Raw genomic sequence first — 12,472 nt, forward strand, 5'->3', positions numbered from 1 at the left:
CCCGTACGTCACTCAGCTCACGCCTGAATGCATGTCGCCTGGGGGCAGGCGACGCGCTTCTATATATATTCCAAAGCGTTAGTTCATAAATATTTTATAAACCCTTACGGTATATACACCGGACCACCGGACCAGCATACGTCTGTCGCGATCAGCTGTAGCGGCATAACCCACATGTGAGGTCAGCAATGGTCAGGATCACCATCACCCCAGTGCATAACGCCAGGGCATTGAGTGCAGCCAAGGAGCGGCACTGATGTCCAGCCAAGCCCTTATTGCCTCCCGCAGCGTGCTCGACAGTGCACCGCCCTTGCTGCCAGCCAAGGTTCTGCACAGCGATGCCCAAGCGCTGCAAGCTGCACGTGAAGTCGCCGCTGTCGCGCGCGAACAGGCTGCCCGTCGGGATCAGCAACGCGAACTGCCCTGGGCCGAAATCGAATTGTTTACCCGCAGTGGCCTGGGGAGCATCAGCGTTCCGAAGGCCTACGGCGGCCCTGATGTGTCGTTCGAAACCGTGGCCGAAGTGTTCCGCCTGATCAGCGCTGCCGATCCTGCGCTGGGGCAGATCCCGCAGAACCAGTTCGGCATGCTGCAACTGCTGCGCCTGACAGCCACGCCGGCGCAACAGGCAGTGCTGTTTCGCAGCGTGCTGGACGGCTGGCGAATCGGCAATGCAGGCCCTGAGCGCGGAACCAAGGACACCCTCACCCTCAAGGCACGGATCAACCGCGCAGGTGACGGCTATCGCATCAGTGGCGAGAAGTTCTACTCCACCGGCGCGTTGTTCGCCCACTGGGTGGCGGTCAAGGCGCTGGACGAGGAAGGTCGCCAGCGCCTGGCCTTCGTGCGCCGCGGCACCCCCGGGTTACGCATCGTCGACGATTGGTCGGGGTTTGGTCAGCGCACCACGGCCAGCGGAACAGTACTGCTCGATGACGTTCCGGTAGAGGCAGACCTGGTTATCGACAACTGGCGTCAGCGGGAGGTACCCAATACCCAGGGCGCCGCCTCGCAGCTCATCCAGGCGGCCATCGACGCAGGCATTGCCGAGGCCGCCATCGATGACGCCATTGCTTTCGTGCGCACAAAGTCGCGCCCATGGGTCGAAGCCCAGGTAGAGCGCGCCAGCGACGACCTCTATGTCATCGCCGACATCGGCCGCCTGAAGCTTGAACTGCATGCCGCCGAGGCGCTGCTGCGCCGGGCCGGGCAGGTGCTGGACGAGGTCAACGCAGCACCGGTGGATGCCGAGTCGGCTGCCCGTGCGTCGATTGCGGTGGCCGAGGCCAAGGTACTGACCACCGAGATTGCCCTGCAGGCCAGCGAGAAACTGTTCGAACTGGCTGGCAGCCGCGCGACCCTGGCCGAGTTCAACCTCGACCGCCACTGGCGTAACGCCCGCGTGCACACCCTGCACGACCCGGTGCGCTGGAAATACCACGCAGTTGGCGCGTACCACCTCAACGGCACCCTGCCCGCGCGGCACTCCTGGATCTGATGGGTAGCCTGCAGGACCGCTGCGCGGTCCGGGGCACCGGAGACACACCATGACCACACGCATCATTACCAGCGACGGCGAAGCCTTGGCCGTTGCCTTGGACATCGCCCGCCAGCTACGCCCCGACAGCGCGGTGCGCGACCGTGAGCGGCGTCTGCCACACCCTGAGCTGGCGCTGTTCACACGCTCGGGCCTATGGGGTATCAGCGTACCCAAGGCCTACGGCGGGGCGGGCGTATCCAACGTCACCCTGGCCAAGGTCATCGCCATCATCGCGCAGGCCGACGGCTCGCTCGGGCAGATTCCGCAAAACCATTTTTATGCCTTGGAAGTGCTGCGGGTAAACGGCACGCCCGAACAGCAGCAGCGTCTGTACGCCGAAGTGCTGGCAGGCCGGCGGTTCGGCAATGCCCTGGCAGAACTGGGCACCAAGACAGCCAATGAGCGCACCACACGCCTGAGCCGCGAAGGCGATGGCTTTCGCATCAATGGTCGCAAGTTCTACGCCACTGGCGCGCTATACGCCCAGCGCATACCCACCTCGGTGGTCGATGACCAAGGCGTCCAGCACCTGGCATTCGTGCCTGCCGACAGCCCCGGCCTGCAGGTGATCGACGACTGGAGTGGCTTCGGCCAGCGCACCACCGGCAGCGGTTCGGTGGTGTTCGATAACGTCCCCGTCAGCGCACAGGACGTCGTGCCGTTCCAGAGCGTGTTCGATCGCCCCACCCCGGTAGGCCCGCTGGCGCAGATTCTTCATGCCGCCATCGATACCGGCATCGCCCGGGCAGCCTATGAGGACGCCTTGCATTTCGTGCGGACCCGCAGCCGGCCATGGGTGGACTCAGGCGTGGACCAGGCGAGCGACGATCCGTTGACCGTCAAGAGCTTCGGGCAGCTGGCTATCCGCTTGCACGCTGCCGAAGCCTTGCTCGAACGCGCAGGCCACTACCTGGACAGCGCGCGTGACGACAGCACGGCCGAAACCGTAGCCGCGGCCTCCATTGCCGTAGCAGAGGCACGGGCCATCAGCACGGAAATAGCCCTGTCCGCCGGCACCACGTTGTTCGAGCTCAGTGGCAGTCAGGCCACGCTGGCCGAACACAATCTCGACCGCCACTGGCGCAACGCCCGGGTACACACATTGCACGACCCGGTGCGCTGGAAATACCACGCCATCGGCAACTACTACCTCAACGAGCAAAACCCACCGCGCCGGGGGACCATCTGATGGCCCGGCAGATCCTGCTCAATGCCTTCAATATGAACTGCGTGGGGCATATCAACCATGGCCTGTGGACGCACCCGCGCGATACGTCGACCCAGTACAAGACCCTCAAATACTGGACCGATTTGGCGCGTCTGCTGGAACGGGGCCTGTTCGACGGTCTGTTCATCGCCGACATCGTCGGCACCTACGATGTCTACGGCCAGTCGCTGGACGTAACGTTAAAGGAATCCATCCAGTTGCCGGTCAACGACCCTCTGCTGCTGGTGTCTGCCATGGCCGCCGTCACCCGCAATCTCGGTTTCGGCCTCACGGCCAACCTCACGTATGAAGCACCTTATCTGTTTGCACGCCGTCTCTCGACCCTGGATCACTTGAGCAATGGCCGAGTCGGCTGGAACATCGTCACTGGGTATCTGGACAGCGCTGCGCGCGCCATGGGCCTGACCCAGCAGCCTGAGCATGACCGTCGCTACGACCAGGCCGATGAATACCTCAAGGTGCTGTACCAACTGCTTGAGGGAAGCTGGGCCGACGATGCCGTGCTGGCTGACCGCGGACAACGCATCTACGCGCGCCCCGACAAAGTGCGCAAGGTCCATCACCACGGAGAGTTCTACGATGTCGAAGGCTATCATCTGTGCGAGCCGTCGCCACAACGTACGCCGGTACTGTTCCAGGCTGGCAGCTCGCCGCGCGGCCTGACGTTTGCGGGCAACCATGCCGAGTGCGTGTTCATCAGCGGCCAGGACAAGGCTTCAACCCGCGCCCAGGTGGACAAGGTGCGCGCCGCTGCCAGGGCTGCGGGTCGCGACCCAATGGCAGTCAAGGTTTTCATGGGCATTACGGTGATCGTGGCGCCCACCGAGCGACAAGCCCTGGCCAAGCACGCCGAATACCTGCGCCATGCCAGCCCCGAAGCCGGCGTCGCGCACTTTGCCGCCTCCACCGGCATCGACTTTGCGGCCTTCGATCTGGACGAGCCGATTGCCTTTACCCAAGGCAACGCCATCCAGTCGGCCACCCGCCAACTGCAGGAAAACGCCTGGACCCGACGCCGCCTGCTGCAACAGCACGCCTTGGGCGGTCGCTACGTCACCTTGGTCGGCGACCCCGAGCAGGTGGCTGATGAGCTGATCGCATGGGCCGACGAAACCGGCCTGGACGGCTTCAACCTGACCCGCACCGTCACACCGGAAAGCTTTGAGGACTTCATCGACCTGGTGATTCCGCCGCTACAGGCGCGCGGCCGCTACAAGACCGCCTACGCCGGCGGCACGCTGCGCGAAAAGCTGTTCGCAACCGACCATCCCTACTTGCCAGCCGATCACCCTGGCTCGACCTACCGCTTTGCGCCTGCCCCCGCCTCGACTGGAGCCTTGCACCATGCTTGAAAAACTATTTCGTCCCGTTGCGGCCGTCGCGATTGCCTTGGGCTTCTCCAGCGCAGCCCTGGCCGATGAGCCGCTTAAGGTCGGCACCACCTCAGCCTTCGCCATCCCGCTGGAAGCCGCCGTCGAAGAGGCGCACAAGCAAGGGCTCGAGGTGAAGCTGATCGAATTCAGCGACTGGATAGCCCCCAATGTCAGCCTCAACAGTGGCGACATCGACGTGAACTACTTCCAGCACATTCCCTTTCTGGAAAACGCCAAGGCTGCTGCCGGTTTCGATCTGGTGCCCTACGCCCCAGGCATCATCAACAACGTGGGCCTGTATTCCAAGCGTTATAAAAGCTTCGTCGACCTGCCCGAAGGTGCCAGCGTCGCCATCGCCAACGACCCGATCAACAGCGGACGCGGCCTGCAATTGCTGGCCAAGGCTGGCTTGATCACGCTCAAACCGGGTGTGGGCTACAAGGCCACCGAACAGGACATCACGGCCAACCCGAAAAAGCTCAGGATCATTCAGGTCGAAGCGGTCCAGCTGGTACGGGCGTATGACGACGCGGACCTGGTGCAGGGCTACCCCGCCTACATTCGGCTGGCCAACAGTTTTGACGCCACCTCGGCCCTGCTTTTCGATGGCCTGGAGAACAAGGAATACGTGATTCAGTTCGTTATTCGCCCACAAAGCAAAGATGACCCTCGCCTGGCCAAGTTCGTCGACATCTACCAGCACTCGCCCGCTGTACGTGCGGCCTTGGACAAGGCTCATGGCACGCTCTACCAGGCCGGTTGGGAGTGACAGCGATGAGCCAGTCCACTGCACGGCGAGCACTCGAGTCCCCTGCACCACCCCGTCAGGCTGAACACTTGGACCTGCGCCCTGACGTCAACCACGCCCATGTGCGGTTCATCGGGCTGGGCAAGACGTATCCAGGCCAGAGCCAGCCAGCCCTGCAAGGCATCGATCTGAACATCCAGCGCGGTGAAATCTTCGGCATCATCGGCCGCAGCGGGGCGGGTAAGTCGTCGCTACTGCGCGCCATCAACCGGTTGGAACAGCCTACGCAAGGCCGAGTGCTGATCGAGCAGGCGGACATTGCCAGCTACGACGAGGACGCACTGGTGGGGTTGCGCCGAAGCATCGGCATGATTTTCCAGCACTTCAACCTGATGTCAGCCAAGACCGTATGGCAGAACGTCGAGCTACCCCTGAAGGTGGCCGGCGTCGCCAAAGCGCAGCGCCAGCACAAGGTGCGCGAGCTGCTGCAACTGGTTGGCCTCGAGGACAAGCATCACGTTTACCCTGCGCAGTTGTCGGGCGGCCAGAAGCAGCGCGTGGGCATTGCCCGCGCTCTGGTGCATGACCCAAGTATCCTGCTGTGCGACGAAGCGACCTCGGCGCTGGACCCGGAGACTACCGCCTCAATCCTGCAACTGCTACGCGACATCAACCAACGCCTGGGCCTGACCATCGTGCTGATCACCCATGAAATGGCCGTGGTGCGCGACACCTGCCATCGGGTTGCGGTACTGGAGCGTGGCCAATTGGTCGAGCAGGGCGAGGTCTGGCAGGTGTTCGGCGCGGCGCGGCACGCCACCACGCGCACGTTGCTGGCGCCCCTGCAACCGACCTTGCCAGAGGCCTTGACCGCGAACATCAAGGCTGCGCCATCGAGCCCCGACAGCGCCATCGTGCTGAAGCTGACAGCCTTCGGCGAGCCCGATCTGTCGGCATTGTTCGCCGAGTTGGGCGGACGCGTGCGGTTGCTGCAGGGGGGTGTGCAATCCATCGGCGCGCATATCCTGGCGCAACTGATCGTGTCGGTGCAGCACTCGCCTCATGACGCCAACCGCCTCCTGGAACGCAGTCGGCGCTGGGCCGAAGATGTGGAGGTGCTGGGCCATGTGGGTTGATCGTCTGCTGGAGGGTTTGCTCGACACGCTGCTGATGGTGGGCGTTTCTTCGCTGATCGCCTTGCTGGTGGGCGTACCGATGGCCGTCATGCTGGTGACCAGCGACAAGGGCGGCATCTATGCGGCGCCGCTGCTCAACCGGGTGCTGGGCGCGTTCGTCAACCTGTTTCGCTCGGTGCCGTTTCTGATCCTGATGGTTGCCCTGATCCCCTTTACGCGGTGGGTAGTCGGCACAACCTATGGCGTCTGGGCGGCCATCGTGCCCCTTACCATCGCGGCCACGCCCTTTTTCGCCCGCATCGCCGAAGTCAGCCTGCGAGAGGTCGACCACGGCCTGGTGGAGGCGGCGCAGGCCATGGGGTGCCGACGCTGGCACATCGTCTGGCACGTGCTGCTGCCAGAAGCCCTGCCAGGCATCGTCGGCGGCTTCACCATCACCTTGGTGACGCTGATCAATTCATCCGCCATGGCGGGCGCCATCGGTGCCGGAGGGTTGGGGGACATCGCCTACCGCTATGGATACCAGCGCTTCGACAGCCAGATCATGTTGACGGTGATCGCCATGCTGGTGGCTCTGGTGGCACTGATCCAGCTGGGTGGCGATCGGCTGGCCCGAGGGTTGAACAAGCGATGAGCGAAGGCGAAGGGCTGGCGCCAAGCCAGCCCCTGGCCTCATTCCCAGCGCAGGTCCTTTGCGGCGACCGGCCGGCCGAACCAGTAGCCCTGCCCCAGCTGGCACTGCTCCTGCAACAGAAAGCTGGCCTGCTCCTGCTGCTCGATGCCTTCGGCGTGCACTTGCATGCCCATGCTGCGGGCCAGGGCGATGATCACACGCACGATGGCGACATCATCCTCATCGCACGGCAGCCCGGTCACGAAGCCCTGGTCGATCTTGAGCTTTTGCACGGGCATGCGCTTGAGACGTAGCAGCGAGGAATACCCAGTGCCGAAATCATCGATGGCCAGGGTTACCCCCAGCTCGCGCAGACGGTGAAGCTGCTCCAGGGCCACTTCCGGGTCCTCCATCACCGCACTTTCCGTGACCTCCAGCTCAAGCAGCGCTGGCGCCAGGCCTGTTTCATGCAGCACATCGGCCACCTGCCGGTACAACTCATGCTGGCCAAACAGCCGGCTCGAGATGTTCACGGCCACGAATGCCAGTGGGCGGCCTTCCTGCTGCCAGCGCACCATCTGCAGGCACGCCTGGCGTAGCACCCAGGCATCGATTTCGGCAATCAGACCGGTGCGTTCGGCAATCGGAATGAATTCGCCCGGTGCCACCAGGCCCCGCTGGGGATGCTGCCAGCGGACCAGCGCCTCGACCCCCACCTGGCTGCCCGAGGCCAGGTCCTGCACCGGTTGATAGAACACGCATAGCTCATCCTGCTCGAGGGCGCGGCGCAATTCCCCGGCCGTTTCCACGCGCAACTGGGCGTGCGCTGTCAGCTCCTCGGTGTACAGGGCGTAGCAGGCGCGACCGTTGGTCTTGGCCTTGTACAGCGCCGAATCGGCATTGCGCAGCAACTGCTCGGCACTCAGGGCGTCGCTTGGGAACAGGCTGATGCCTGCGCTGACGCTGATGAACAAGCGATGGCCCTCGAACAGGAAGGGCTCGCGCATGCGTTCGATGATGCGCTGGGCCAGCTTTGCCGCCTGCCCCAGGTCCTGGCAGTGCTCGGCCAGGACGCCGAACTCGTCGCCGCCCAGGCGCGCCAGGGTGACCCCGCTGCTCACCACTTCGCCCAGGCGGGCGCCCACCAACTTAAGCAACTGATCGCCGATCGTATGACCCAGCCCGTCGTTGATGCTTTGGAAATGATCGAGATCCAGAAGCAGCAGCGCACAACCGCGCTTCTTGGCCTGGGCCGCAGCCAACGCCTGTTGGACCCGGTCGGTGAATAACAGGCGATTGGGCAGGTCGGTCAGGGGATCATGGTGGGCCAGGTAGGCCAGCTCCTGCTCCGAATGCTTGATGGCGCTGATGTCACTGAATACCGCCACGTAATGGCTCAGTTCGCCTTCGTCGTCGCGAATGGCGCGAATGGTTTGCCATTGAGGATAGATTTCACCGCTTTTGCGGCGGTTCCAGATCTCGCCGCTCCACTCCCCAGTCTCGGTCAGGGCCGCGTAGATCTGCTGGTAGAACGCGGCACCATGGTGCCCCGACTTGAACTTGCTCGGGCGCTGGCCGATGACCTCATCCTGCTGATAGCCGGTGATGCGCATGAACGCGCGGTTGACGTGCACGATCACCCCCTGCCGGTCGGTCACAAGGACCCCTTCCAGGGTGCAGTCGAACACCGCGGCGGCCATGCGCAGGCGCTCACGGTCTTCGCCGCGCAGGCGCGCACCGGCACCGATGAAGTTCAACAGCCGCACACGCGAGACGTAGATCAGCAAGGCGCTGAGCAACACCCAGACCACGACGTTGATCTGGCGCCCCACCGTCAGGGCCAGGGGGTCTTCAGTCATGCTGTGCAGCACCACCTCGGCCAGCACCAGCCAGAGGATCGAGAGCACCACATAGAGCGCAGCCATGCGCAAGGCGTCGCGAACGGAAACAGACATGTCGGGTGGAATTGCCCATGGAAAGTGTTGGGGGATTATAAAGCTTCTGCTGCCCGACGTGCGGTTGCCGCTTTGCAAAGGCCTCGCGCCAAGGCATGCCGGGCACCGCCGCCCCGCTGAAACATCGCGTGGTCAGCTTTGACTGGTTTTATTTCCCGACCCAGGGATAATCGCACCTTTCCCCTGAATTTCGAGGGTATCTCTACCTATGTGGTACAACGGCCTGCTCGACTTGTCGGCCTGGCAACTGGTCGGCATCACTTTGTTGATGACCCATGTGACCATTGTCAGCGTCACGGTCTACCTGCATCGCTATTCCGCGCATCGCGCGCTGGAGCTCAATTCCGGGCTCAAGCATTTCTTCCGCTTCTGGCTGTGGCTCACCACGGCGCAGAACACCCGTGAATGGACCGCTGTTCATCGCAAGCACCACGCCAAGTGCGAAACCCCGGACGACCCGCACAGCCCAGTCTACAAGGGCTTGAGCACGGTGCTTCGTAAAGGGGCCGAGCTCTACCGCGAAGAGGCGCGCAACCCTGAGACCCTGCGCATCTACGGCAAGAACTGCCCGGACGACTGGGTCGAACGCAACCTCTACTCCCGCTACAAGCTGGGCGGTATCGTGCTGATGGCGCTCATCGACCTGCTGCTGTTCGGTACCGCCGGCATCACGATCTGGGCCGTGCAGATGATGTGGATTCCCTTCTGGGCAGCCGGGGTAGTCAATGGCCTGGGCCATGCCGTGGGCTATCGCAATTTCGAATGCCGCGACGCTGCGACCAACCTGGTGCCTTGGGGCATCGTCATTGGCGGCGAAGAGCTGCACAACAATCACCACACCTACCCCAACTCGGCCAAACTTTCGGTCAGGCGCTGGGAATTCGACATGGGCTGGGCGTGGATTCGCCTGTTCTGCCTGCTGCGGCTGGCCAAGGTCCAGCGCGTGGCCCCCATCGCCCACCGCGTTGCCGGCAAGGCCAGCCTGGACATGGACACTGCCATGGCCATTCTGAACAACCGCTTCCAGATCATGGCCCAGTACCGCAAGCTTGTGATCGGCCCGCTGGTCAAACAGGAACTGGACCGCGTCGATGCCTCGGTCAGCCACCATTTCCGACGCGCCAAGCGCCTGCTGTCCCGCGAGACCAGCTTGCTGGAGGATCGCCACCATGTCCGTATCGAGTCCATGCTGGCGCACAGCCAGGCATTGAAGACCATTTACGAGAAACGCCTGGCCCTGCAGCAGATCTGGGCGCGGACTAGCGCCAACGGCCACGACATGCTTGCCGCCATGAAGGATTGGGTGCATGAGGCCGAGACCAGTGGCATCCACGCCCTACGCGACTTTGCGTCACAGTTGAAAACCTATTCCCTGCGCCCGACCGCTGCCTGACCTCCGTTGATCGATACGCCCCGTTCTGGGGCGTAAGCTCAGGAACTTCACTGCTCTGTTTCGACTCGAACTGCCCACATCGGCCGGAAGGTGGCCGCACCTTTACCCGTCGAGCGCGCCCTGTGCACATGGCCAAGAACAATCCCAAGATTCTGCCCGGTACTCCTCCCCCCGACGCTGCTCAAACCCTGCTGGCACTGATGCATGCCCAAAGCGAAGTCGCCCGCCTCAGCGAACGTGAGCAGTTGTTCAGTTCGCTGCTCGAAAGTGTCAACGCCGTACTGTGGGCCTTCGATTGGGAAACGCGGCAAGTGCTCTACGTAAGCCCTGCATTCGAGCGCATCTTCGGTCGCCCTGTCTGCCGGGTCATGGCCGACTTCAACGTATGGCGCGACAGCATCTATCCGGATGATCTTGAATTTGCCGAACAGAGCCTGGCTCAGGTACTGTCCACAGGCTCCGTGGAACACCGCGAATACCGCATTCTCAATGGCGATGGCGAACTGCGCTGGTTAAGCGACAAGTGCTACGTCAGCCAGCAGCCAGGTAACGATCGGGTAACCATCGTTGGCATTGCCGAAGACATCACCGACAAGAAACGACTGGAGGGCGAGCTTCAGCGCCTGGCCACTACCGATGTCCTGACCCAGAGCAGTAACCGTCGCCACTTCTTCGAATGCGCCAAGCAGGCGTTTGACAAGGCACGCGAAGACGGTACACCGCTGACGTTCCTGCTTCTGGACATCGACGATTTCAAGAACATCAATGACAGCTATGGCCACCAGGAAGGCGACCAGGTGCTGCAGCGTATCGCCCACAGCGGCAGGACCGTACTGCGCCGAGGTGATCTGTTCGGCCGGATCGGGGGTGAAGAGTTTGCCGCGGTGTTCCCGGGCTGTAAGGCCAAAGTGGCAGAACAGATCGCCGAACGGTTGCAGCGGGAGGTTCAGCGGCTGAGCTTCGGCCAGGAGGGCCAGACCTACAGCGTGACGGTGAGTCAGGGTCTGACGGGTTTATTGGATGACGATGACACCCTGAACAGCTTGTATGCCCGCGCCGACGCAGCCATGTATCAAGCCAAGCGCCAAGGCAAGAACCAGATCGTTCAGGGGTGAGCATCGCCGCCGCCTGCCGTCTGTATATTGCTGACATGAAAAAACCCGCCGAAGCGGGTTTTTTTAAAGCCAGCTACATCAAGCGAGTTCAGCGAAGCACTCTTCGATGATGGCCAGGCCCTTGTCCAGCAGGGCGTCTTCGGCGGTCAGCGGCACCAGAATACGCAGGACGTTGCCGTAGGTACCGCAGGACAGCAGGATCAGACCCTTGTCGCGTGCCTTGGCAACGACCTGGGCGACAGCTGCAGCGTTAGGGGCATGAGTGCCTTTCTCGAAGACTTCGACGGCAATCATCGAACCCAGGCCACGCACGTCACCGATGATCGGGTGCTTCTGCTGGATTTCACGCAGGCCGGCAGTCAGGCGCTCGCCCACGGCCTTGCTGCGGTCCAGCAGGTTTTCTTCTTCGAATACATCGATGACGGCCAGGGCCGCAGCACAGGCGATTGGCGAACCGGCATAAGTGCCGCCCAGGCCGCCCGGTGCAATGGCGTCCATGTATTCAGCCTTGCCGCACACACCGGCCAGCGGGAAGCCGCCAGCGATGGACTTGGCGAAGGTCGTCAGGTCAGGCGCAACGCCCATCTGCTCCATGGCGAAGAAGGTGCCAGTACGGCCTGCACCGGTCTGCACTTCGTCGGCAATCAGCAGGATACCGTGCTGGTCACACAGGGCACGCAGACGCTTCATCAGCTCTTTAGGCGCTGGCAGGAAGCCGCCCTCGCCTTGTACGGGCTCGAGGATGATAGCGGCGATGTCACGTGGCTCGGCATCGTTCTTGAAGATGCGCTCGACCGAAGCGATGGCATCGTCAACGCTGACGCCATGCAGCTCGCTCGGGAACAGTGCACGGAAGACGCCACCTGGCATCAGGCCCATGCCTGCGGAGTACGGCACGACTTTACCGGTCAGGCCCAGTGTCATCATGGTACGGCCGTGGTAGCCGCCGGTGAAGGCGATCACGCCAGCGCGGCCGGTCGCGGCACGGGCGATCTTGACGGCGTTCTCGACCGCTTCGGAGCCGGTGGATACCAACAGGGTCTTCTTGTCGAAGTCACCTGGCACCAGCTTGTTGATCTTTTCGCACAGCTCTACGTAGGGCTCATAGGCCAGCACCTGGAAGCAGGTGTGGCTGACCTTGGTGAGCTGCTCTTGCACCGCTGCAACCACTTTTGGGTGCAGGTGCCCGGTGTTCAGCACGGCGATACCGCCAGCGAAGTCGATCAGTTCGCGGCCTTCGACGTCGATGACGGTGGAGTTCTTGGCCGATTCAACGAAAATCGGGTGGATCTGACCGACGCCACGTGGAACGGCGGCGACACGGCGTTGCATCAAGGATTCGTTGGTCTTGCTCATAATGCCCTCATTGCG

General features: G+C 62.8%; 10 protein-coding genes. 8 read left to right on the plus strand and 2 right to left on the minus strand.

Features of this window, described 5'->3' with window-relative positions; translation table 11 throughout:
- Window positions 1–256 precede the first annotated feature (256 nt).
- From ACF8R3_RS01700 to ACF8R3_RS01725, 6 genes are read left to right on the plus strand one after another with little or no spacing between them, the layout of a single operon-like run.
- Window positions 257–1,498 carry an SfnB family sulfur acquisition oxidoreductase gene (locus ACF8R3_RS01700; RefSeq protein ID WP_058637061.1) on the plus strand — a complete coding sequence of 414 codons (1,242 nt, stop codon included), beginning with the start codon at window positions 257–259 and terminating at the stop codon, window positions 1,496–1,498.
- Between the two features lie 49 nt (window positions 1,499–1,547).
- Window positions 1,548–2,729, plus strand: a complete 1,182-nt coding sequence (locus ACF8R3_RS01705; RefSeq protein WP_392514726.1) for an SfnB family sulfur acquisition oxidoreductase — start codon at window positions 1,548–1,550, stop codon at window positions 2,727–2,729.
- Window positions 2,729–4,120, plus strand: coding sequence for an LLM class flavin-dependent oxidoreductase (locus ACF8R3_RS01710; RefSeq protein WP_078477814.1), 1,392 nt, complete (start codon window positions 2,729–2,731; stop codon window positions 4,118–4,120). The genes ACF8R3_RS01705 and ACF8R3_RS01710 overlap by 1 nt, the downstream gene beginning before the upstream one ends.
- On the plus strand, window positions 4,113–4,910 hold the full coding sequence (locus tag ACF8R3_RS01715) for a MetQ/NlpA family ABC transporter substrate-binding protein (RefSeq protein WP_078477813.1): 798 nt from the start codon (window positions 4,113–4,115) through the stop codon (window positions 4,908–4,910). The genes ACF8R3_RS01710 and ACF8R3_RS01715 overlap by 8 nt, the downstream gene beginning before the upstream one ends.
- A gap of 5 nt (window positions 4,911–4,915) precedes the next feature.
- The gene (locus tag ACF8R3_RS01720; protein ID WP_392514729.1) at window positions 4,916–6,025 is read left to right on the plus strand and encodes a methionine ABC transporter ATP-binding protein; all 1,110 of its coding nucleotides are present in this window, start codon (window positions 4,916–4,918) and stop codon (window positions 6,023–6,025) included.
- On the plus strand, window positions 6,015–6,659 hold the full coding sequence (locus ACF8R3_RS01725; protein ID WP_058604699.1) for a methionine ABC transporter permease: 645 nt from the start codon (window positions 6,015–6,017) through the stop codon (window positions 6,657–6,659). The genes ACF8R3_RS01720 and ACF8R3_RS01725 overlap by 11 nt, the downstream gene beginning before the upstream one ends.
- A 38-nt stretch (window positions 6,660–6,697) precedes the next feature.
- Here the strand turns inward: ACF8R3_RS01725 and dibA are convergent, their stop codons facing one another.
- Window positions 6,698–8,593, minus strand: a complete 1,896-nt coding sequence (gene dibA / locus ACF8R3_RS01730) for a phosphodiesterase DibA (protein WP_196127041.1) — start codon at window positions 8,591–8,593, stop codon at window positions 6,698–6,700.
- Window positions 8,594–8,801: 208 nt separating this feature from the next.
- Between dibA and desA the strand changes: the two genes are divergently transcribed.
- Both desA and ACF8R3_RS01740 read left to right on the plus strand, forming a co-directional pair.
- Window positions 8,802–9,986, plus strand: a complete 1,185-nt coding sequence (desA, locus tag ACF8R3_RS01735) for a delta-9 fatty acid desaturase DesA (protein WP_058637055.1) — start codon at window positions 8,802–8,804, stop codon at window positions 9,984–9,986.
- A 128-nt stretch (window positions 9,987–10,114) separates the two neighbouring features.
- Window positions 10,115–11,101 (plus strand): sensor domain-containing diguanylate cyclase, encoded by a 987-nt coding sequence (locus tag ACF8R3_RS01740; protein WP_145253854.1) that lies wholly within the window; start codon window positions 10,115–10,117, stop codon window positions 11,099–11,101.
- 78 nt (window positions 11,102–11,179) lie between these two features.
- Here the strand turns inward: ACF8R3_RS01740 and gabT are convergent, their stop codons facing one another.
- Complete coding sequence (gene gabT / locus ACF8R3_RS01745) at window positions 11,180–12,457, minus strand: 4-aminobutyrate--2-oxoglutarate transaminase (protein ID WP_196124563.1); 1,278 nt, start codon at window positions 12,455–12,457, stop codon at window positions 11,180–11,182.
- Window positions 12,458–12,472 lie beyond the last annotated feature (15 nt).

It is taken from the genome of Pseudomonas sp. FYR_7 (assembly GCF_043106155.1).
Taxonomy (GTDB): domain Bacteria; phylum Pseudomonadota; class Gammaproteobacteria; order Pseudomonadales; family Pseudomonadaceae; genus Aquipseudomonas; species Aquipseudomonas parafulva_B.